The 21,430-nt window shown below is 56.4% G+C and carries 17 protein-coding genes and 1 pseudogene; 15 read left to right on the top strand and 3 right to left on the bottom strand.

From position 1 onward, the window contains the following. Nucleotides 1-50: 50 nt before the first annotated feature. From pbpC to AC559G_RS12855, 11 genes are all read left to right on the top strand, one after another. Nucleotides 51-2,375, top strand: a complete 2,325-nt coding sequence (gene pbpC / locus AC559G_RS12905; protein WP_498912799.1) for a penicillin-binding protein 1C — start codon at nucleotides 51-53, stop codon at nucleotides 2,373-2,375. A 266-nt stretch (nucleotides 2,376-2,641) separates the two neighbouring features. Next, complete coding sequence (ndk, locus tag AC559G_RS12900; protein WP_095847608.1) at nucleotides 2,642-3,067, top strand: nucleoside-diphosphate kinase; 426 nt, start codon at nucleotides 2,642-2,644, stop codon at nucleotides 3,065-3,067. Between the two features lie 270 nt (nucleotides 3,068-3,337). Next, nucleotides 3,338-4,534 (top strand): dual-specificity RNA methyltransferase RlmN, encoded by a 1,197-nt coding sequence (gene rlmN, locus AC559G_RS12895; protein ID WP_438596910.1) that lies wholly within the window; start codon nucleotides 3,338-3,340, stop codon nucleotides 4,532-4,534. Between the two features lie 86 nt (nucleotides 4,535-4,620). Beyond that, on the top strand, nucleotides 4,621-5,370 hold the full coding sequence (pilW, locus tag AC559G_RS12890) for a type IV pilus biogenesis/stability protein PilF/PilW (RefSeq protein WP_498912798.1): 750 nt from the start codon (nucleotides 4,621-4,623) through the stop codon (nucleotides 5,368-5,370). Then, nucleotides 5,360-6,319 (top strand): helix-turn-helix domain-containing protein, encoded by a 960-nt coding sequence (gene rodZ, locus AC559G_RS12885; RefSeq protein ID WP_498912797.1) that lies wholly within the window; start codon nucleotides 5,360-5,362, stop codon nucleotides 6,317-6,319. Before pilW ends, rodZ begins: the two co-directional genes overlap by 11 nt. Before the next feature lie 46 nt (nucleotides 6,320-6,365). Further along, nucleotides 6,366-7,490 (top strand): flavodoxin-dependent (E)-4-hydroxy-3-methylbut-2-enyl-diphosphate synthase, encoded by a 1,125-nt coding sequence (gene ispG, locus AC559G_RS12880; RefSeq protein WP_462614215.1) that lies wholly within the window; start codon nucleotides 6,366-6,368, stop codon nucleotides 7,488-7,490. Between the two features lie 175 nt (nucleotides 7,491-7,665). Further along, entirely contained in the window at nucleotides 7,666-8,940 is a 1,275-nt protein-coding gene (gene hisS / locus AC559G_RS12875) for a histidine--tRNA ligase (protein WP_498912796.1), read from the top strand. Nucleotides 8,941-8,953: 13 nt separating this feature from the next. Beyond that, nucleotides 8,954-9,574 carry a YfgM family protein gene (locus AC559G_RS12870; RefSeq protein WP_498912795.1) on the top strand — a complete coding sequence of 207 codons (621 nt, stop codon included), beginning with the start codon at nucleotides 8,954-8,956 and terminating at the stop codon, nucleotides 9,572-9,574. Nucleotides 9,575-9,585: 11 nt separating this feature from the next. After that, complete coding sequence (gene bamB, locus AC559G_RS12865) at nucleotides 9,586-10,767, top strand: outer membrane protein assembly factor BamB (protein WP_438597258.1); 1,182 nt, start codon at nucleotides 9,586-9,588, stop codon at nucleotides 10,765-10,767. 134 nt (nucleotides 10,768-10,901) lie between these two features. Next, nucleotides 10,902-12,392, top strand: coding sequence for a ribosome biogenesis GTPase Der (gene der, locus AC559G_RS12860; protein ID WP_279029660.1), 1,491 nt, complete (start codon nucleotides 10,902-10,904; stop codon nucleotides 12,390-12,392). A gap of 60 nt (nucleotides 12,393-12,452) precedes the next feature. After that, complete coding sequence (locus tag AC559G_RS12855) at nucleotides 12,453-12,674, top strand: zinc ribbon domain-containing protein (RefSeq protein WP_498912794.1); 222 nt, start codon at nucleotides 12,453-12,455, stop codon at nucleotides 12,672-12,674. 121 nt (nucleotides 12,675-12,795) lie between these two features. Here AC559G_RS12855 and xseA read toward each other — a convergent pair whose 3' ends face one another. Then, nucleotides 12,796-14,172 (bottom strand): exodeoxyribonuclease VII large subunit, encoded by a 1,377-nt coding sequence (gene xseA, locus AC559G_RS12850; protein ID WP_498912793.1) that lies wholly within the window; start codon nucleotides 14,170-14,172, stop codon nucleotides 12,796-12,798. Nucleotides 14,173-14,341: 169 nt separating this feature from the next. Here xseA and guaB point away from each other — a divergent pair, with 169 nt between their 5' ends. The 4 genes and pseudogenes from guaB to AC559G_RS12830 all read left to right on the top strand — a co-directional run bounded on the left by guaB (nucleotide 14,342) and on the right by AC559G_RS12830 (nucleotide 20,087). Then, nucleotides 14,342-15,805: an IMP dehydrogenase gene (gene guaB / locus AC559G_RS12845; RefSeq protein ID WP_145957820.1), complete on the top strand. Its 1,464-nt coding sequence runs from the start codon at nucleotides 14,342-14,344 to the stop codon at nucleotides 15,803-15,805. A 171-nt stretch (nucleotides 15,806-15,976) separates the two neighbouring features. Then, nucleotides 15,977-17,554 carry a glutamine-hydrolyzing GMP synthase gene (gene guaA, locus AC559G_RS12840; protein WP_279025150.1) on the top strand — a complete coding sequence of 526 codons (1,578 nt, stop codon included), beginning with the start codon at nucleotides 15,977-15,979 and terminating at the stop codon, nucleotides 17,552-17,554. 300 nt (nucleotides 17,555-17,854) lie between these two features. Continuing rightward, nucleotides 17,855-19,021, top strand: a complete 1,167-nt coding sequence (locus tag AC559G_RS12835) for a tyrosine-type recombinase/integrase (RefSeq protein ID WP_498912792.1) — start codon at nucleotides 17,855-17,857, stop codon at nucleotides 19,019-19,021. Continuing rightward, nucleotides 18,981-20,087 (top strand): annotated as a pseudogene (locus AC559G_RS12830) (IS3 family transposase). Before AC559G_RS12835 ends, AC559G_RS12830 begins: the two are co-directional and overlap by 41 nt. Nucleotides 20,088-20,193: 106 nt before the next feature. Here AC559G_RS12830 and AC559G_RS12825 read toward each other — a convergent pair. Together AC559G_RS12825 and AC559G_RS12820 are read right to left on the bottom strand one after the other, a co-directional pair. After that, a complete protein-coding gene (locus tag AC559G_RS12825) occupies nucleotides 20,194-20,619 on the bottom strand; it encodes a putative T6SS immunity periplasmic lipoprotein (protein WP_498912791.1) in 426 nt (141 codons plus the stop codon). Continuing rightward, entirely contained in the window at nucleotides 20,616-21,146 is a 531-nt protein-coding gene (locus AC559G_RS12820) for a type IV secretion protein Rhs (protein WP_498912790.1), read from the bottom strand. Before AC559G_RS12820 ends, AC559G_RS12825 begins: the two co-directional genes overlap by 4 nt. Nucleotides 21,147-21,430 lie beyond the last annotated feature (284 nt).

Genomic DNA, 21,430 nt, shown 5'->3' with positions numbered 1-21,430 from the left:
GCTGGCCGCCCACGGCGGCGATGCTGCGCGCAGCGGGGCGTGAGGGTGCCATGAGCCGCCTGATCCGCTATCTGCGCCGCCGTTGGCCGCGGTGGCTGTTAGCTGTTTGCCTGCCACTGTTGTTGCTGTGGTGGGCGGATCGGCAGTGGCCGCTGCCGCTGGCGGAAGCGCAGATGGCGCGCGTCGTGACCGCAGAAGACGGCACCCCATTGTGGCGTTATGCCGACAGCGACGGGGTGTGGCGTTATCCGGTTACCCTGGCGGACGTTTCCCCCTATTATCTGCAAGCGTTGCTGACCTATGAGGATCGCTGGTTTTATCGCCACCCAGGGGTGAACCCGTTATCGCTGTTGCGGGCCGCCTGGCAGGATTTACTGGGCGGGCAGGTTATTTCTGGCGGCAGTACCCTGTCTATGCAGGTGGCGCGGCTCATCGATCCGCACCCCCGAACCCTTGGCGGCAAGCTGCACCAGGTTTGGCGCACGGCGCAGTTGGAATGGCACCTCTCGAAGGCGCAGATTCTGGAGATCTACCTGAACCGTGCGCCTTTCGGCGGCACGCTGCAAGGCGTGGGTGCGGCCAGTTGGGCTTACCTGGGAAAACCGCCGTCTGCGCTGACGCCGGGAGAGGCGGCCCTGCTGGCGGTATTACCGCAGGCGCCAAGCCGCCTGCGGCCTGATCGTTATCCGCTGCGGGCGCAGGCGGCCCGTGACAAAGTGCTGGCTCGGTTGGCCTATTACCACGTTTGGCCGCAACGGCAGGTGGCGGAAATCCGCCAGGAAGCCGTGTGGCTGGCGCCACGCCAGGTGCCGCAGTTGGCGCCGCTGCTGGCGCGCCGGATGTTGCAAGGCCAAAACCAACAGGTGATAACCACCACGTTGGATGCCACCTTGCAGCAGCGGCTGGAGGACTTGGCGCGCGTGTGGAAAAGCCAACTGCCGGAGAAAACCTCGGCCGGCGTGTTGGTGGTCGATCACACCAGCATGAAAGTGCGGGCTTATCTGGGCTCGCTTGACTTCAACGATGACAGCCGTTTTGGCCATGTGGACATGGTGGCCGCCTGGCGCTCGCCCGGTTCAACACTAAAACCGTTGCTGTATGGCTTGGCGCTGGATGACGGTTTAATCCACGCTGAATCCCTGTTGCAGGACGTGCCCCGGCGTTTCGGCGACTATCGGCCCGGCAATTTTGATACCGGGTTCCATGGCCCGGTCAGCGCCAGCGAAGCGCTGGCCCGTTCCCTTAATTTGCCGGCGGTGCAGCTACTGGAGGCCTACGGGCCGAAGCGTTTCGCCGCTAACTTGCGCAATGCGGGCATTGAACTGCGCCTGCCGCCGCATGCCGAGCCTAACCTGGCGGTGATCCTCGGCGGTGCAGGCGCCCGGCTGGATCAACTGGTGGCCGGCTTTAGCGCGCTGGCGCGCCAGGGGAAGGCCGCGCCGCTGCGCTTTACCCCAAACCAGGCGTTGCGCAATCGCCCGTTGTTGTCGCCGGGGGCGGCCTGGATCGTGCGCCGTATTTTGGCCGGGCAGGCCCGGCCGCTGCCGGATGACGCTTTATCCAACCGCGTGCCGCTGGCGTGGAAAACTGGCACTAGCTATGGCTACCGCGATGCCTGGGCGTTGGGCGTGAATGCCCGATACACCATTGGCATTTGGGTGGGGCGGCCGGATGGCACCCCGGTCGCTGGCCAGTTCGGCTTTGCCACGGCGGTGCCGATGCTGCATCAGGTCAATAACCTATTATTGGCCTCACTGCGCCAAAGCGGGCAGGGGATCCCGTTGGATCCGCGGCCGGCGAGCGTGAGCCGCGCGGTGATCTGTTGGCCGGGTGGGCAGCCGTTGCCGGCCGGCGACAGCAACTGCCGCCAGCGCCGGCTAGGCTGGGTGCTGGATGGCACCATGCCGCCTACGTTGCCCGCGCCGGGGCAGGAAAGCGCACAGGGTAGCCAGCCGCTGGTTTGGCTGAATGCCAACGGCGAGCGGGTTGCGGCGGATTGCCCAGGCGCCATGCCGCGCCGGGTGATGCTGTGGCCGTTGCCGCTTGAGCCCTGGCTGCCGCCGCAAGAGCGCCGGGCGCAGCGGTTGCCGCCGATAAGCAGCCAGTGCCCGCCGTTGCAACAGCAGGCGGTGGCGCCGCTCCTGTTGCTTGGGGTGAACGACGGCGCGATTCTGCGCCGTTTGCCGGGCCAGCATGCGGTCGCGCTGCGGGTGTCGGCGCAGGGCGGCAGTGGGCAACGCTGGTGGTTTCTTAACGGCCAACTGGTGGGCGAAGGCGATAGCCTGTTGCAAACGCTGGCGCAGCCGGGCCGCTATCAACTCAGCGTGTTGGATGAAGGCGGGCAGGTGGCGCTGAAAGCGTTCCGCCTGGAATAGCCGGCGGCGCTCGCCCATTTATGGCGATTTGGGTATAGAATGGGATTCACGCGTTGATTATGAGGAATAACGCTAACATTTTTTTAATGGAATGTTGATTTTCCCGTAGGCAAGCGTTAATGACACACATATAATCTGCGCCACTTGGAAGGCTGGCTCAGTTATGCCCCAAATACGTCAAGCTGCAGGAAGGGCAATACGCCTGCTTTGACCGATAAGGGGGATATTTGCGCCCGACCTGTTTTGGAAGTTAGACAGAGGCCATTATGACCGTAGAACGTACCTTCTCCATCGTAAAACCGAACGCCGTTGCTAATAACGATATCGGCGCTATCTATGCACGTTTCGAGCGCGCGGGCTTTAAAATCATCGCCGCTAAAATGCTCAAATTGACCCGTGAGCAGGCGGAAGGCTTCTATGCCGAGCACAAAGGCCGCCCATTCTTTGATGGCCTGGTTGAATTCATGACCTCTGGCCCGATCATGGTGCAGGTGCTGGAAGCGGAAAACGCCATCCAACGTAACCGCGACATCATGGGCGCGACTAACCCGGCAAACGCACTGGCCGGCACCCTGCGTGCTGACTACGCGGACAGCTTCACCGCCAATGCCGTACACGGTTCCGACTCTCCAGAGTCTGCGGCGCGTGAAATCGCTTACTTCTTTGACGAAAGCGAAATCTGCCCGCGTTGATAGCTTGTTCACCTGTGCTGCAGGGCGCTGTTTATCGGATGAAACAATAAAAATGCCCCGATAGCCTTTCAGACATGGAAACGCGCTACTAAAATTTGTACAATGCCGCGCCCCGGATAAGACGCCTTGTCCGGGGCCTGCTTTTCTACTCCCGGTTGCTGCATTGCCTGGGCAAACCTGGGGCGTGCCGCGGTGTAAACGCAGGCTAAATTGCAAACTTATTCTCTTCTTTTCGCGCCATAACGTGTAATAACGAGGCCATAGATCATCATGTTAGAACCCATCGCATCTGAGCATATCGTGTCTGAAAATAATTCGCTGACAAATCAAACCGTTAAAACGGAAAAACCGGCCGCGGCCAAAATTAACCTGCTGGATTTAAACCGTCAGCAAATGCGCGAGTTTTTCGCTGAAATGGGCGAAAAACCCTTCCGCGCCGATCAGGTCATGAAATGGATCTATCATTACTGCTGCGATGATTTCGAGCAGATGACCGATATCAACAAAGTTTTGCGGCAGAAGCTGCAAAACATCGCCGAGATCCGCGCGCCTGAAGTGGCTGAAGAACAACGCTCTTCCGACGGCACCATCAAATGGGCGATCAAGGTCGGCGATCAACAGGTTGAAACCGTCTATATCCCCGAAGCGGACCGTGCGACGCTGTGCGTCTCTTCCCAGGTGGGCTGTGCGCTGGAATGCCGTTTTTGCTCCACGGCGCAGCAGGGTTTCAACCGCAACCTGCGGGTTTCTGAAATTATCGGCCAGGTGTGGCGCGCGGCGAAAATCATCGGCGCCCAGAAAGTCACCGGCCAGCGCCCAATCACCAACGTGGTGATGATGGGCATGGGCGAGCCACTGCTTAATCTGACCAACGTAGTGCCGGCGATGGAAATCATGCTTGATGATTTCGGCTTCGGCCTGTCCAAACGCCGCGTAACGCTGTCGACTTCCGGCGTAGTGCCGGCGTTGGACAAGCTCGGCGATATGATCGATGTCGCGCTGGCGATTTCGCTGCATGCGCCAAATGATACGATCCGCGATGAGATCGTGCCGATCAACCGCAAATACAACATCGACACCTTCCTCTCCGCAGTGCGCCGCTATCTGGCTAAATCCAATGCCAACCAAGGGCGTGTGACGGTGGAGTATGTGATGCTGGATCACGTGAACGACAGCACCGACGACGCGCACCAATTGGCGGAGGTCTTGAAAGATACGCCATGCAAGATCAACCTGATCCCATGGAACCCGTTCCCGGGCGCACCATATGGCCGCAGCTCCAACAGCCGCGTAGACCGTTTCTCCAAGGTATTGATGGAATACGGCTTTACGACTATTGTTCGTAAAACCCGTGGCGACGATATCGATGCCGCCTGTGGGCAATTGGCCGGTGAAGTGATCGACCGCACCAAACGCACGCTGAAAAAGAAAATGGCCGGGGAACCTATCAACGTGCGGGCGGTCTGAACGCTGTAGTGTGATTTTGTTTTATCTAACAGCTAGTTATGCGTACAACTAATCCATAGCTAAATCAGATAAGGAATGAACACGGCATGAAGCTGAGACTGTGGGGTGTGGTGTTAGCGGCTGGCCTGCTGGCCGGTTGTTCAAGTTCGGGGCCAGAAAGCGCAAGCCAGCAAAACGGCTCGGCGGAAACGCGTTTGCAACTGGGCCTGGCCTATCTGAACCAGGGGGATCCGGCTGCGGCCAAGCCTAACCTGGAAAAGGCGCTACACGCGGCCCCACAGGATTACCGTACCCAATTGGGTATGGCGCTTTATTATCAGCGGGTGCAGGATAACGCCGCCGCCCAGCAGCATTACCAGCAGGCGCGCAAACTTGCACCAAACAATGGTACCGTGCTGAATAATTACGGTGCGTTTCTTTGCAGTTTAGGGCAGTATGTAGCGGCACAGCAGCAGTTTAGCGCCGCTGCGCGGGCTACAGATTACGGCCAGGTGGCTGACAGCCAGGAAAATGCAGGTTATTGTTTCTTAAAGGCTGGGCAGTTTGACGAAGCGCGCACGCTATTAACCCGCGCGCTGAAGGCCGATCCTGACAAAGGCGCGCCGTTGCTGGCGGAAGCCGAAAAACAATTTGGAGAAGGGAAGCGCGCACAGTCGCAACTTTTATTGAATGTTTATCAGCATGTTCTGCCGGCCAGCGCCAGCAGCTTATGGTTACAGATTCGTTTCGCCGCGTTAGCCGGCCGCCAGGACAGCGTCCAACGCTATGGCAGGCAGCTTGCGCGAAGTTTTCCACAATCCAAACAGTACCAGCAGTTCTTAGCTAATGAATACTGAAGCTTCCCAAGATAAAGCCGTATCGATGACGACAGGCGAGCGCCTGCGTCAAGCCCGTGAGCAACTCGGGATGAGCCAACAGGTGGTTGCAGAACGCCTGTGCCTAAAAATGTCCACCGTTCGTGATATTGAAGAAGACAATATTTCCGCCGATCTTGCCTCAACCTTTGTGCGTGGCTACATCCGTTCTTATGCCAAGCTGGTGCACGTGCCGGAAGAAGAACTGTTGCCGATGTTGGCCAAGCAGGCGCCGCTGAAAGCGGCAAAAGTGGCGCCCATGCAGAGTTTTTCTTTGGGCAAGCGCCGCAAAAAACGCGATGGCTGGTTGATGAGTTTCACCTGGCTGATTGGGTTTGTGGTGGTGGGGTTGACCGGCGCCTGGTGGTGGCAAAACCATAAGGCGCAGCAGGACGAAATCGCCACGATGGCGGTGCAATCCTCGGCGCAGCTTTCACAGGGGGAAGGGCAGTCAATACCGTTGAACGATGACAATGCGGATACCAGCACGCCGCCTGCCGATGACGGCAGCAGCAATGCGCAACCGCCAGCATCGGACAACGGCACCGCGCAGGCCCAGGCGCCGGCGGCAACGGCCCAACAGCCGGCGGTGGTTGCTCCCAGCCAGGCAACGATCCCTGCGCCAGCTGCCCCCGCGGCCCCTGAACCCGCTGCACCCGTTGCCGAGAGCGGCGTCGCAGCCGATCTGAACGCATTGGTGATGGATTTCAGCGCCGATTGCTGGCTGCAGGTGACGGACGCCAGTGGTAAAACGCTGTTCAGCGGCATTCAGAAAAGCGGTGGTAAACTGAGCTTGAACGGCACCGCGCCCTATAAGCTGACCATTGGCGCCCCGGCGGCAGTACAAATTCAGTATCAAGGTAAACCGGTGGATCTGAGCCGGTTTATTAAGTCAAACCGTGTTGCCCGCCTGACCGTAGCCGCGCAGTAAGTGCGCGGTTGCTTTTGCTTGTCAGAGCGGCAATGGAGAGTAAGTAATGCATAACCAAGCACCCATTAACCGCCGCAAATCAACACGTATTTACGTCGGCAAGGTGCCTATCGGTGATGGCGCCCCCATCGCCGTACAATCAATGACCAACACCCGCACTACCGACGTTGAAGCGACGGTAAACCAGATCAAGGCGCTTGAGCGTGTGGGGGTTGATATTGTCCGCGTTTCCGTTCCCACCATGGATGCCGCCGAGGCGTTCAAACTGATCAAACAGCAGGTCAACGTGCCGCTGGTTGCCGATATTCACTTTGATTACCGTATTGCTCTGCAGGTTGCCGAGTATGGGGTTGATTGCCTGCGCATCAACCCGGGCAACATCGGTAACGAATCCCGTATTCGTTCGGTGGTGGATTGCGCGCGCGACAAAAACATACCTATCCGTATCGGCGTTAACGGCGGTTCGCTGGAAAAGGATCTGCAGGAAAAATACGGTGAGCCAACGCCGGAAGCCTTGCTGGAATCGGCAATGCGCCATGTGGATATCCTGGATCGGCTGAACTTCGATCAGTTCAAGGTCAGCGTCAAGGCTTCGGACGTATTCCTGGCGGTGCAATCCTACCGCCTGCTGGCCGCGCGGATCGATCAACCGTTGCACCTCGGCATTACCGAAGCCGGCGGCGCGCGCAGCGGCGCGGTCAAATCGGCGATTGGCCTGGGGCTGTTGTTGTCGGAAGGTATCGGTGACACACTGCGTATCTCGCTGGCGGCGAACCCGGTAGAAGAGGTGAAAGTGGGGTTTGATATCCTCAAATCACTGCGTATCCGGGCGCGCGGCATCAACTTTATTGCCTGCCCAACCTGTTCGCGCCAGGAGTTTGACGTGATCGGCACGGTCAACGCGCTGGAGCAGCGCCTGGAAGACATCATCACGCCGATGGATATCTCCATCATCGGCTGCGTGGTCAACGGGCCGGGCGAAGCGCTGGTTTCCACCATGGGGGTGACCGGCGGCCATAAAAAAAGCGGCTTCTACGAAGACGGTGTGCGGCAGAAAGAGCGTTTTGACAACGAAGCGATGATCGATCAGTTGGAAGCGAAGATCCGCGCCAAGGCTGCGATGCTGGATGAAAAAAACCGCATTATTACCGTCAACCTGATGGAAAAGTAAGCACTAATTACCGATCGGCGGGCGTTAACGCCCGCTTGTTTGATAGGCCCGGGGGCCAGGCAGGGTTCGTCAATCGCCATCACGCTTCGGCTCGGCCGGGGGCGATGATTGAACACCGGCCGGCAAAGTCCCTATAATCGGGTTCATTTTTATCTAAAACGGACAGAGAATTCACGTGGCAAAGAATATTCAAGCCATCCGCGGCATGAACGATTACCTGCCGGCAGACACGGCATTGTGGCAGCGTATTGAAGGCACCCTGAAACAGGTGCTTGGCAGCTACGGTTACAGCGAAATACGGTTGCCGATTGTAGAGCAGACCCCTTTGTTTAAACGCGCCATCGGTGAAGTGACCGACGTCGTTGAAAAAGAGATGTACACCTTCGACGATCGCAACGGCGAAAGCCTGACGCTGCGCCCAGAAGGGACGGCGGGCTGCGTACGCGCCGGTATTGAACATGGTCTGCTGTACAATCAGGAACAGCGTCTGTGGTACATCGGCCCGATGTTCCGTTACGAGCGCCCGCAGAAAGGCCGTTACCGCCAATTCCATCAGTTGGGTGCCGAAGTCTTTGGCCTGCAAGGCCCGGATATCGACGCCGAGCTGATCCTGCTCACTGCGCGCTGGTGGAAAGCGCTTGGCATTGCTGAGCATGTGAGCCTGGAGCTGAACTCCATCGGTTCGCTGGAGGCGCGCGCCAACTACCGTGATGCGCTGGTGGCTTTCCTGGAACAGCACGTTGACGTGCTGGATGAAGACTGCAAACGCCGCATGTACAGCAACCCGCTGCGGGTGCTGGATTCCAAGAACCCGGATGTGCAGGCGCTGTTGAACGGTGCGCCGCGCCTGTCGGAATACCTGGATGAAGAATCCCGTGAGCATTTTAACGGCCTGTGTGAACTTTTATCGCAAGTCGGTATCCCATATACCATTAATGAGCGCCTGGTGCGCGGCCTGGACTACTATAACCGCACGGTCTTCGAGTGGGTGACGTCCAGCTTGGGCGCTCAGGGCACGGTATGCGCCGGCGGCCGTTACGATGGCCTGGTGGAACAACTGGGCGGGCGTGCAACCCCGGCGGTGGGTTTCGCTATGGGGCTGGAGCGCCTGGTGTTGCTGGTTCAGGCCGTTAACCCGGACTTCAAAGCGCCGGCTACCGTGGATGTGTATGTGATTTCTTCCGGCGCAGGTACGCAGAGTGCGGCGATGGCGCTGGCGGAAAGCGTGCGTGATGCGGCTCCGCAGTTAAAAGTGATGACGAACTACGGCGGCGGTAATTTCAAGAAACAGATGAGCCGCGCAGACAAATGGGGCGCTCGTGCCGCCCTGATCTTGGGCGAGAACGAAGTGGCAGCCCAGCAGGTAGTGGTAAAAGACCTGCGCAGCGGTGAACAAGAAACGCTGGCGCAAAGCGAAGTCGCAGCGCGCCTGGCTTCGATGTTAGGTTGAGGAGAAGGACACCGTGGAAGTCTATACCACAGAAAACGAACAACTCGACACCGTGCGCCGCTTCTTTGCCGAAAACGGCAAAGCGCTGGCGGTGGGTGTGGTACTTGGTATTGGTGCCCTGGTCGGCTGGCGCTACTGGCAGAACCACCAAAGCACCAGCATGATGGAAGCGTCGCAGTCCTACCAGCAGGTGAGTGAATCACTGGCCGGCGGGAAGGCGGAAGGCGTTGCTGCGGCGGAGAAATTCATCCAGGCTAACGGCAACAGCTATGGTGTGCTTGCCGCGCTGGAGCTGGCGAAGCACTTCGTGGGGCAAAATGATTTTGCCAAGGCGGAGCAGCAACTGCTGTTGGCGCTGGAGCAGGCGAAAGAGCCCAACCTGCAGGCAATGATTAGCTTGCGTCTGGCCAGTGTGCAACTGCAGGAAAAGAAATTGGATGACGCATTGAAAACGCTTGATGGCGTTAAAGGCGAAGGCTGGGTTGCGATGCAGCAAGATGTGCGCGGTGATATTTTGCTGGCGAAAAATGATGCCAAAGGGGCGCGTGAAGCCTATCAAAAGGGCATTAGCTCCAACGCCTCTCCGGCGCTGCAGGTTCTGCTGCGAATGAAATTGAATAATTTGGCCAGCTAAGGGGAATTCCCATGCAATTGCGTAAAACACTCTTGGTTGGGCTGATGTCCGTTGCCTTGCTGAGTGGCTGCTCGCTGTTCAACAGCGAAGAAGACGTGGTAACGATGTCGCCGTTGCCGAAGGTTGAAAATCAGTTCACGCCGAGCAAAGTATGGAGCACGTCGGTTGGTGACGGGATTGGCGAATACTATTCGCACCTGCGCCCTGCGTTCCAGGACAACACGATTTATGCTGCCGACCGCCATGGTATCGTGAAAGCGATCGATGCAGACAGCGGCAATGAAAAATGGAAAGTCGATCTTTCCGAAAAAACCGGTTTCTTCTCCAGCAACCGGCCTGCGCTGCTCTCTGGCGGCCTGACCGTCGCCGGCGCCCACGTTTACGTCGGCAGTGAGAAAGCGGTGGTGTATGCCCTGAATACCGGCGACGGCACCGTTGCCTGGCAGACCAAAGTGGCTGGCGAGGCGATTTCCCGCCCGGTCGTCAGCGACGGCCTGGTGCTGATCCACACTAGCAACGGCCAGTTGCAGGCGCTGAACGAAGCGGACGGCGCGGTGAAGTGGACGGTGAACCTGGATATGCCTTCACTCTCGCTGCGCGGTGAATCAGCGCCGGCAACGGCGTTCGGTGCGGCGATTGTCGGCGGCGATAACGGCCGCGTCAGCGCAGTGCTGATGCAGCAGGGTCAGCTGATTTGGCAGCAGCGTATTTCCCAGCCGAGCGGCGCGACCGAAATCGATCGCCTGAACGACGTAGACACCACCCCGGTGATTGTTGACGGCGTGGTCTATGCATTGGGTTACAATGGTAACCTGAGCGCATTGGATCTGCGTTCTGGCCAGATCATGTGGAAACGTGAGCTGGGCTCGGTGAATGATTTCATCGTTGATGCCGGCCGTATTTACCTGGTCGATCAAAACGACCGCGTGGTGGCGTTGAGCACCGATGGCGGTGTGACCGTATGGACGCAGAGCGAACTGCTGCACCGCAATTTAACCCCGCCGGTGATGTATAATAGCTACCTGGTGGTTGGCGATGCCGAAGGCTATCTGCACTGGCTCAACACCACAGATGGCCGGTTTGTCGCCCAGCAGGAAGTGGACAGCTCCGGCTTCCTTTCGGCACCGGTCGTCGCCAGCGATAAGCTGATTATCCAGGCCAAAGGCGGTAAAGTTTACGCCTTCAGCCGCTAACTGCGCACGTCCGCTGGTTGGTTTTGCAACGGCTCCTGAAGCATCAGGGGCCGTTTCGTATTTTTATAGCTGCGTTGCCGATATGAATCCGCTGCGTGGTAACGTATTGATTATTAAGTAATGAGGCTTCAACAATGATACCTGTCGTCGCGCTGGTCGGGCGCCCGAATGTGGGTAAATCCACTTTGTTTAACCGTTTAACACGTACGCGCGATGCGCTGGTGGCGGATTTTCCCGGGCTAACGCGAGATCGCAAGTATGGTCGTGCTGAAGTTGAGGGTAATGAATTTATCATTATCGATACCGGCGGTATCGATGGCACCGAAGACGGTGTTGAAACCCGCATGGCGGGCCAATCGCTGATGGCCATCGAAGAGGCCGATATCGTGCTGTTTATGGTTGACGCTCGTGCCGGGCTGATGCCAGCCGATCAGGCGATTGCCAAACACCTGCGCAGCCGCCAGAAGGCGACTTTCCTGGTGGCCAACAAGACGGACGGTATCGATCCGGACATGGCCGCCGCTGATTTCTATTCGCTGGGTCTGGGGGATGTGCATGCTATCGCCGCCTCCCACGGCCGCGGCGTAACGCAGCTGATCGAGCATGTGCTGGTGCCGTTCATTCCTGCGAAGGAAGAAGAAGTTGAACTGACCGAAGAGGAAGCCAATGCGGCTTACTGGGCGGAACAGAGCGGTGAGCTGGCCGAAGATGAAGCTGGCGAAGCGCCAGAAGATGACTTCAACCCGCAGGATTTGCCGATCAAGCTGGCTATCGTCGGGCGCCCGAACGTCGGTAAGTCTACACTTACCAACCGTATTCTGGGCGAAGAGCGTGTGGTGGTTTACGACATGCCGGGCACGACGCGCGACAGCATTTACATCCCGATGGTGCGCGACGAACGTGAATACGTGCTGATCGACACCGCCGGGGTGCGCAAGCGCGGTAAAGTCACCGAAACCGTGGAAAAATTTTCGGTGATCAAAACGCTGCAGGCGATTGAAGACGCCAACGTGGTGCTGCTGGTGATCGACGCGCGTGAAGGGATTTCCGATCAGGATCTGTCGCTGTTGGGCTTTATCCTCAATAGTGGGCGCTCACTGGTGATTGCCGTCAACAAATGGGACGGCATGAGCGAAGAAGACCGCGAACACGTCAAGGAAATGCTGGATCTGCGCCTGGGCTTCGTTGATTTCGCCCGCGTGCACTTCATTTCCGCCCTGCATGGCAGCGGCGTCGGTAACCTGTTCGAATCCGTACAGGAAGCCTATGAGTGCGCCACCCGCCGTGTGAACACCTCCATGCTGACCAAAATCATGAACATGGCCGCTGAAGATCACCAGCCGCCGTTGGTGCGTGGCCGCCGCGTGAAGCTGAAATACGCGCATGCCGGGGGCTATAACCCGCCGATTGTGGTGATCCACGGCAACCAGGTGACCGATCTGGCCGATTCTTACAAGCGCTATCTGATGAACTACTTCCGCCGTTCATTGAACGTGATGGGCACCCCCATTCGTATCCAGTTCAAAGAAGGGGAAAACCCGTTTGCCGGCAAGCGCAACACGCTGACGCCAAATCAACTGCGCAAACGTAAACGCCTGATGAGCCATCTGAAGAAAAGCAAATAATCATGCGTCGGCGCCCGCCCAGTGGCTTAAGCCGCGGGTGGGCGTGAAACGGGAGGAAAAATGGAAGCGCTTTGCCCACAGTGTGGCCAGCCGATGCACTGGGTGAATGGTCACTATCATTGTGAGGGCTGCAACAGCAGCTACCAGCAGTTTGCATACTGCCCGGACTGCGGCCAGCCGTTACAGGCGCTGAAGGCCTGTGGCGCGGTGGATTATCTGTGCCAGAACGGCCATGGATTGATCTCGAAAAAGCGGGTGCGGTTCAGTTATCAGCCGCTGTAAGTATTCACTCTCTGCATTTTTGCTGCGGCTGAAACGCCGCCTTGCATCGCGCCACACATCGCCGCCGGGCGCCATACCCGGCAATGCAACGTTATTCCCTGATTAACACGCTAGCCGCCGGCTATTTTTCCGCACGTTTCTTGCGGGGCTTTTTCGCCACCGTGATGCTCTTCACTTCGCTTTCAACCCAGCCATCCTGCAGGCGCGTGGTCAGCAGTTCGCCAACCTGGGCTTGTTTGGTGGTTTTCAACAAGGTGCCGGCCGGCGTTTGCGTCACGCTGTAGCCGCGCGCCAGCGTGGCCAACGGGCTGACGGCCTCTAGCTGGCTGCAGGCTACGCCAAAGCGCTGCCGGTAGCCGTTTAGCTGGCGCTCAAGCACCTGCTGCAGGCGATATTCCTGCTGCTGCAGGCGCTGCTGGCCGCGATGGATACGCCCCAGCGGCTGCGCCTGGGCCAGCCGTTGCTGGGCACGCTCATTGCGGCGGCCCGCGCCGCGCAGTTGCAGCTGCATACCTTCTTCCAACCGGCGCTGTAGTTTGAGCAGCAGCGTTTGCTGGCGGGCCAGCCGCAGGTGCGGGTGCTGTTGCTGCAAGCGATGGTTGATACGGGTAAAGTGCTGTTGGCGCTGTACCAGATAGTAGTCCATCGCCATTTCTAGCCGCTGCTGCTGCGATTGCAACTGGCGCACCAGCTCAAGCTGGTTGCGGCTGACCAGTTCGGCGGCGGCGGAAGGGGTTGGCGCCCGCAGATCGCCGACAAAATCGGCGATGGTGATGTCCGTCTCATGGCCGACGGCGCTGACGATCGGGATCTGGCTGGCGAAGATAGCGCGCGCCACCCGCTCATCGTTAAAGCTCCACAGATCCTCCAGCGAGCCGCCGCCGCGCCCAACGATTAAGACATCGCATTCCGCACGGCGGTTGGCGGTGGCTATCGCATTAACGATTTGCATCGGCGCTTCTGCGCCCTGCACCGCTGTGGGGTAGATGATGACCGGCAGCGAAGGATCGCGCCGTTGCAATACTTGCAGGATATCGTGCAAGGCCGCGCCGCTGGCGGAGGTGATCACCCCCACGCACTTCGCCGGGCTGGGCAACGCTTGCTTCGCCTGTTGGGCGAATAGCCCTTCCGCGGCCAGCTTTTGCTTGAGCTGCTCAAATTGCTGTTGCAGCAGGCCATCACCGGCCGGCTGCATGCTCTCGGCTATCAGCTGATAGTCGCCGCGCGGTTCATACAGGGTGATATTGGCGCGCACCAGCACCTGTTGGCCGTTTTGCGGGCGGAAGGTGGTGCGGCGGTTGCTGTTGCGGAACATCGCGCAGCGCACCTGGGCGCGATCGTCTTTCAGCGTGAAATACCAGTGGCCGGAGGCCGGTTGGGTAAAGTTGGAGATCTCGGCGGAAAGCCAAATCTGCCCCATCTCCATTTCCAACAGTTGACGAACCGTCTGGTTCAGGCGGCTTACGGTAAAAATGGGCGGTGAGGTAGGTAGTGACATGTGACCCAGATCAAATTCCAAAACAACCACTTAATTGGTCGATACTACATGGCTGAAACAGGTAATCAAGAGTTTTTGTAAGAAAGTGCTGGAGGCAAGCGATTACGCTCTGTATAATGCCGCGGCAATATTTTATCTTTTCTGCATCCACCCTGGTGAGATATTGCCCATGCTACGTATCGCTAAAGAAGCTCTAACGTTTGATGACGTTCTCTTGGTTCCAGCCCATTCTACCGTTCTGCCTAACACCGCAGAATTGGGCACGCAACTGACCAAAAACATCCGCCTGAATATTCCAATGCTGTCTGCGGCAATGGATACCGTAACCGAATCCGCCCTGGCTATTGCGCTGGCGCAGGAAGGCGGTTTGGGTTTCATCCACAAAAATATGTCCATTGAGCGCCAGGCTGAAGAAGTCATGCGCGTGAAAAAACACGAAAGCGGCGTGGTTACCGATCCACAAACCGTTACCCCGAACACCACCCTGCAGGAAGTCAAAGAGCTGACCGCGCGTAACGGCTTTGCCGGCTACCCGGTGGTTACCGACGATAACGAACTGGTGGGGATTATTACCGGCCGTGACGTGCGCTTCGTGACCGATCTCTCCAAACCCGTTAGCGCGGTGATGACGCCGAAAGAGCGCCTGGTTACCGTGAAAGACGCGGAAGCACGTGAAGTTGTGCTGCACAAAATGCACGAAAAACGCGTTGAGAAAGCGCTGGTGGTGGACGATAGCTTCCACCTGCTGGGCATGATCACCGTGAAAGATTTCCAGAAAGCCGAACGCAAGCCTAACGCCTGTAAAGACGACCAGGGCCGCCTGCGCGTTGGCGCTGCCGTTGGCGCCGGCGCCGGCAACGAAGAGCGTATCGACGCGCTGGTTGCCGCTGGTGTGGACGTGCTGCTGATCGACTCCTCTCACGGCCACTCCGAAGGCGTGCTGCAGCGCATTCGTGAAACCCGCGCCAAATACCCGAATCTGGAAATCGTCGGCGGCAACGTTGCCACCGCCGCAGGCGCCAAAGCGCTGGCGGATGCCGGTGTGAGCGCAGTGAAAGTGGGTATCGGCCCTGGCTCTATCTGTACCACCCGCATCGTAACCGGCGTTGGCGTACCGCAGATTACCGCTATCGCCGATGCCGTAGACGCGCTGGAAGGCACCGGTATCCCGGTTATCGCCGACGGCGGTATCCGTTTCTCCGGTGATATCGCCAAGGCTATCGCCGCCGGCGCATCCTGTGTGATGGTAGGCTCCATGCTGGCCGGTACTGAAGAATCCCCGGGCGAAATCGAACTGTACCAGGGCCGTTCTTTCAAATCTTACCGCGGCATGGGCTCACTGGGCGCGATGTCCAAAGGCTCTTCCGACCGTTATTTCCAAACCGATAACGCGGCGGATAAACTGGTGCCGGAAGGGATCGAAGGCCGTGTGGCTTACAAAGGCATGCTGAAAGCCATTGTGCACCAGCAGATGGGCGGTTTGCGTTCCTGCATGGGCCTGACCGGCTGCGCGACCATTGATGAATTGCGCACCAAGGCAGAGTTTGTGCGCATCAGCGGCGCCGGTATTCAGGAAAGCCATGTGCACGATGTGACCATCACCAAAGAGTCGCCAAACTACCGTATGGGTTGATGCTGGCCGGGGGCCTGTGCATTAGGCCGCCGTCCGTTGCCCGCGCACATTGGCTTGATGCCAGCCGCGCATGCAGGGCTTCGGGCGGCACCCCATTGCCCGGCCTTGCCACTGGAATCAATCCTGTCGAATTGATTTTTCTTTTTTCTCTGTTGCTGGAATTTGCCTTACATGACAAAAAACATCCATAAGCATCGCATTCTTATTCTGGACTTCGGTTCGCAATACACGCAGTTGGTTGCTCGCCGTGTGCGTGAAATCGGCGTTTACTGTGAACTCTGGGCCTGGGACGTTAGCGAAGAGCAAATTCGCGCCTTCAACCCAAGCGGCATCATCCTTTCCGGCGGCCCGGAAAGCACCACGGAAGAAAACAGCCCGCGCGCGCCTGAATATGTGTTTACCGCAGGGGTGCCGGTGCTGGGTGTCTGCTACGGTATGCAGACCATGGCGATGCAACTGGGCGGTCATGTGCAGGGCTCGAATGAGCGCGAATTTGGCTATGCGCAGGTAGAGGTGAAGACCAACAGCGCGCTGGTGCAAGGTATCGAAGATGCCCTGAGCGCCGCCGGTAACCCGTTGCTGGACGTGTGGATGAGCCATGGCGATAAAGTCACCGCCATCCCGCAAGGTTTTGAAACCGTTGCCAGCACCGATACCTGCCCGTTCGCCATTATGGCTAACGAGGAAAAACGCTTTTACGGCGTGCAGTTCCACCCGGAAGTGACCCATACCCGCCAGGGCCAGCGCATGCTGGAGCGCTTCGTGCTGGATATCTGCGGCTGTGAAGCGCTGTGGACCCCGGCGACGATCATTGAAGACGCGGTTGCGCGTATTCGCGAACAGGTGGGTGAAGATCACGTGATCCTTGGCCTGTCTGGTGGCGTGGATTCTTCTGTTACCGCTATGTTGCTGCACCGTGCGATCGGTAAACGCCTGACCTGCGTATTCGTGGATAACGGCCTGCTGCGCCTGAACGAAGCCGATCAGGTGCTGGAAATGTTTGGCGATCACTTCGGGTTGAACATCGTGCACGTGCCGGCGGAAGATCGCTTCCTGAGCGCGCTGGCCGGCGTGGACGAACCGGAAGCCAAACGCAAAATCATCGGCCGCGTGTTTGTTGAAGTGTTTGATGAAGAAGCCTGCAAGCAAACCGAAGTGAAGTGGCTGGCGCAGGGCACCATTTACCCGGACGTTATCGAATCCGCCGCTTCCGCCACCGGTAAAGCGCACGTGATCAAATCGCACCACAACGTGGGCGGCCTGCCGAAAGAAATGAAGCTGGGCCTGGTTGAACCGCTGAAAGAGCTGTTCAAGGATGAGGTGCGTAAAATCGGCCTGGAGCTGGGCTTGCCGTACGACATGTTGTATCGCCACCCGTTCCCAGGCCCAGGCCTTGGCGTGCGTGTGCTGGGCGAAGTGAAGAAGGAGTATTGCGATCTGCTGCGCCGCGCCGATGCCATCTTCATTGAAGAATTGCACAAGGCCGATTTGTACAACAAGGTCAGCCAGGCGTTCACCGTGTTCCTGCCGGTGCGTTCCGTCGGCGTGATGGGCGACGGCCGCAAATACGACTGGGTAGTTTCACTGCGTGCGGTGGAAACCATTGATTTCATGACCGCACACTGGGCGCACCTGCCGTATGAGTTCCTCGGCCGAGTCTCCAACCGCATCATTAATGAAATTGATGGCATTTCGCGGGTGGTGTATGACATCAGCGGCAAGCCACCAGCGACGATCGAGTGGGAGTGATCCAAGGTTCTTCAAGAACTATCGCCAACTATTGAAAAATCGCCATAACAGTTTGATTTATAATTAAATAGGTTTTGGCGACTATCGGTGACTATCGCCGGCCAGCGGAACAGGCTGGCGGTAGACGCGACGGTAAATCAAGAGACCCGGATTATGACCCTCCCGTTGATGATTGATTCTTTTTCGGTCATGACGGTAAAAATCCCCGCCAAAAGCTAGACGTGATGCGGCTTTCGGGGCATCTTCAGACTTCCTGACCCCTGACGGTAAAAACCGCCATTGAACAGGAGGAAAAGCGCGATGCTCACCGACACCGCACTACGCAATCTCAAGCCCAAAGCCAGACCGTACAAGGTTTCCGACCGGGATGGCATGTATGTCATGGTATCCGTCGCCGGTACCGTTACCTTCCGCTACGATTACCGTCTTAACGGACGTCGCGAAACCCTCACTATTGGCCGTTACGGCCCTGCCGGTATTTCTCTGGCGCTGGCCCGCGAAAAGCTGCTGGATGCCAAGCGTGCAATTAGTGAAGGGCGTTCCCCGGCACATGAAAAACAGCGTGAGAAACGCCGTTTGACCGCTGCCAAACATTTTGATGATATGGCGGCCCGCTGGCTGGTGGACGCGCGCATGGCCGACAGCACCCGCGCTATGCGCAAAAGTATCATGGAGCGCGATATCCTGCCGGTTTACCGTAACCGGCTACTCACTGAAATCAGCCCAGATGATTTACGTGCCTTGTGCAACAAGGTTAAGGCGCGTGGCGCCCCGGCGACGGCGGTGCATATCCGCGATATCGTTAAACAGATTTATGGTTTTGCCATTTTGCATGGGGAGAAAGTCACTAACCCGGCCGATGAGGTCAAAGCCGCCTCGATTGCCACTTTCGCGCCGAAGGAAAGGGCGCTCTCGCCAACCGAGATCCGCCTGGCGTTCCATCAACTCGAGTCTGTGGCTTCTTACCCGACCATCCGTCTGGCCCTACGTCTGGTTTTGTTGACCCTGGTGCGCAAAAGCGAGCTGGTGGAGGCCACCTGGAATGAAATCGATTTCGAGAACGCTACCTGGACTATCCCTAAAGAACGGATGAAGCGACGAAACCCACACGTCGTTTATTTGTCCCGACAAATGCTGGATATTTTTGTGGCGCTGCATACCTGTGCTTCCGGCTCAAGGTTCGTGCTGCCTTCACGTTATGACGGTCATCGCAGCATGTCGCACGCCACGCTTAATCGGGTCACGCAGCTTGTGGTTCAGCGTGCTCAGGCCAACGGTTTACCATTGGATCCGTTTACCGTTCACGATTTGCGCCGCACCGGCTCTACATTGCTTAATGAAGTGGGGTTCAACCGGGACTGGATTGAAAAATGCTTGGCGCATGAAGAAGGTCGCTCCTCGCGCTCGATCTACAACAAGGCTGAGTATGCGGAGCAGCGTCGACATATGCTGCAAGAAGGTTGTTAAGTATCAGCGAGATGTTCGGGAAGTCGCGCAGGCGCTCGAACTCAATCCTGATCATTTGCGCAAATGGATACGGCTTTATAAGCAGGAACTTCAGGGTATTGAGTCCACTGGTAATGCGATTACACCTGAACAACGTGAAATTCAGCAGCTTAAAGCGCAGATGAAGCGTCTTGAGATGGAAAAAGAAATACTAAAGCAGGCTGCCGTGCTGATGAGCGAAGTCCCCGGAAAGCTATCGCGCTAATCACACGGCTGAAAGCAAAGTGGCCTGTGTTGGTTCTTTGTCATTTATTCGGTGTTCACTGCAGCGTTTATTACGCGCAGATGAAACGTCCTGTTAATGTGCAACGAATTGAATTACGAAGTCGGGTGAGAGCATTTCATGCTCTCAGTCGTGGCGCTGCGGGGAGTCGGGCAATCAGCCAGATGCTGCGCCAGAGTGGCGTTGATGCAGGCCGGTGGCTGGCGCGACGACTGATGCAGGAGTGCGGACTGACAAGTCGCCAGCCGGTTAAACATCGCTATCGGGTAAACGAAGACAACAGCCCGCCACTGCCAAACTTATTGAATCGGCAGTTTAACCCTGCCGCACCCAATCGCGTCTGGTGCGGCGACATCAGTTTTATTCGCCTGCAGGATAAATGGTGCTATCTCGCGCTTGTCGTTGATTTATATTCACGCCGGATTATCGGTTCAGCCCTCTCATTAACCGCTGATGCTGATTTGGTGTGCAGGGCGTTGTGTCATGCTTTGGAAACACGACCGCGTGATGGTCGTCTGCTGTTTCATTCAGATCAAGGGGTTCAATATAAAAGCAATAAATACAGAAGGTTACTCTGGCGTTATGGGGTAATACAAAGTATGAGTCGCCGGGGGAATTGCCTGGATAACTCGCCGATGGAAAGAGTTTTTCGTAGCCTTAAAAGTGAATGGCTTCCAAAAGTNACGCGATATAAACCAGTGGATAAATGGTTATTACAACGCATACCGCCCTCATACGAACAATGGTGGTTTATCGCCTTGCTTACATGAAGAAAAATGGAAACAGGTTATTCCGGTGTCTTGATTTTGTGACCCACTACAGACAGATACCTGTATAAATAACTGGTAACTGTCAGATCAGGTCTGAGCTAATACAACTAACCCGCACATAGTGAGTGCGGGTATTGTTTTTATTTATGAAGCGTTTGAATAATATTAAGTCTGTCGCCTTTTAGTACGACCTGGAATGTTGAGACATATGCTTTTCGTGTGGATTTTTTATCCTCACTATCTGCTCTTATATTCACTTCGATCTGAGTGAGATACTTCTGGCCCGTTTTAAACTTAAATTCACTAGGTAGAATGCAAAAAAGACCAGATTCTGGTTGCTTGTCAGAGGGGAAAATGATCTGTTCTAAGGGTTTTTCAATATTGTAAGTGATGGCTGATACCACAGTCTCATTGCTTTGTATTGGTAAGGAAAGACATACATCGCTATTTCTCATGTGAGCAGGAACTAATGTTTCTTTAGTATATCGATGTTCCAGGTGGTCACCCAGTGTGCAACCACTCAGAAGGACGATTAATGAGATTAAGGATTTGTTTAAAATGGTCATTTGAATGGAAATCCTTCAAGAACTCTTTGATAATTTGCATTAAGCTGATCGTCCACAGGCCCTACATAGGAAACTTCACGATCTTCAGCTCTTCTTGCCAACCAAAGCTTAAGCCCGAATTTACGCAGTAAAAAGTAATCAGCTATGATCTGTGCTTGTTGTTCTAATCTATAGTCAAGTAGTTTTTTATTGTTCTCAAACGAATATTCGTAGCTAATAAAGCCACTGACAAGACCTCTCATTCTGACCCATACACCCCGTTGATACTGCCAGACATGTGACATTTCATGGATAAAAAGATGTTGATGTTGAAATGACTTGGTCGAAAAGTCTTCACAATACCAGTCTCGGAAATAAAGTTCGCCGTTAGGGCTCATCGCAGTATTCCTTCCCTGAAGTTTGAATGGAAAGTAACTGGCATGATGAATCCAGACGTGTGGATAGACTATGGAGCTTCCGAAAACCGTTCTCGCTAACGCTATTTCACCGGGGGTCAGGAGCCTTAAACTTCCTTCAGTATCACTCACGCACTCCTCCATAACCTTTTAATTTCAATGAGTTATGATAAGTCCTTGGTTAAGGCTGTTACTGGTAGAACATATCTGGATTCTTAAACATTGTAGATTTTAGCAAAAATAAAAGATTTGGACCTGTATGACCAGCTTCCCGTAATCAAATGGCGCTATGAAGTGGTCAACTAAAACTGGCCACCGCTTTAGAGTTTTTCCAGTATCGGTTTTCCGATTCGTTTGGTGGTAACCCACCGTTATATTCGTGTGGCCTGAGTGCACTGTAATACCCAACGATATAG

This window comes from Gibbsiella greigii (assembly GCF_039540155.1).
GTDB classification, from domain to species: domain Bacteria; phylum Pseudomonadota; class Gammaproteobacteria; order Enterobacterales; family Enterobacteriaceae; genus Gibbsiella; species Gibbsiella quercinecans.
The sequence above is the reverse complement of the archived record's forward strand: the minus strand, read 5'-3'. Positions and strand labels throughout refer to the sequence as shown.

Coding starts and splice junctions, on each gene's coding strand:
- ispG (WP_462614215.1), top strand. CDS start 6,366: ATGCATAACCAAGCACCCATTAACCGCCGCAAATCAACACGTATTTAC.
- AC559G_RS12835 (WP_498912792.1), top strand. CDS start 17,855: ATGCTCACCGACACCGCACTACGCAATCTCAAGCCCAAAGCCAGACCG.
- guaA (WP_279025150.1), top strand. CDS start 15,977: ATGACAAAAAACATCCATAAGCATCGCATTCTTATTCTGGACTTCGGT.
- ndk (WP_095847608.1), top strand. CDS start 2,642: ATGACCGTAGAACGTACCTTCTCCATCGTAAAACCGAACGCCGTTGCT.
- rlmN (WP_438596910.1), top strand. CDS start 3,338: ATGTTAGAACCCATCGCATCTGAGCATATCGTGTCTGAAAATAATTCG.
- guaB (WP_145957820.1), top strand. CDS start 14,342: ATGCTACGTATCGCTAAAGAAGCTCTAACGTTTGATGACGTTCTCTTG.
- der (WP_279029660.1), top strand. CDS start 10,902: ATGATACCTGTCGTCGCGCTGGTCGGGCGCCCGAATGTGGGTAAATCC.
- pilW (WP_498912798.1), top strand. CDS start 4,621: ATGAAGCTGAGACTGTGGGGTGTGGTGTTAGCGGCTGGCCTGCTGGCC.
- pbpC (WP_498912799.1), top strand. CDS start 51: ATGAGCCGCCTGATCCGCTATCTGCGCCGCCGTTGGCCGCGGTGGCTG.
- bamB (WP_438597258.1), top strand. CDS start 9,586: ATGCAATTGCGTAAAACACTCTTGGTTGGGCTGATGTCCGTTGCCTTG.
- rodZ (WP_498912797.1), top strand. CDS start 5,360: ATGAATACTGAAGCTTCCCAAGATAAAGCCGTATCGATGACGACAGGC.
- AC559G_RS12855 (WP_498912794.1), top strand. CDS start 12,453: ATGGAAGCGCTTTGCCCACAGTGTGGCCAGCCGATGCACTGGGTGAAT.
- AC559G_RS12825 (WP_498912791.1), bottom strand. CDS start 20,619: ATGACCATTTTAAACAAATCCTTAATCTCATTAATCGTCCTTCTGAGT.
- xseA (WP_498912793.1), bottom strand. CDS start 14,172: ATGTCACTACCTACCTCACCGCCCATTTTTACCGTAAGCCGCCTGAAC.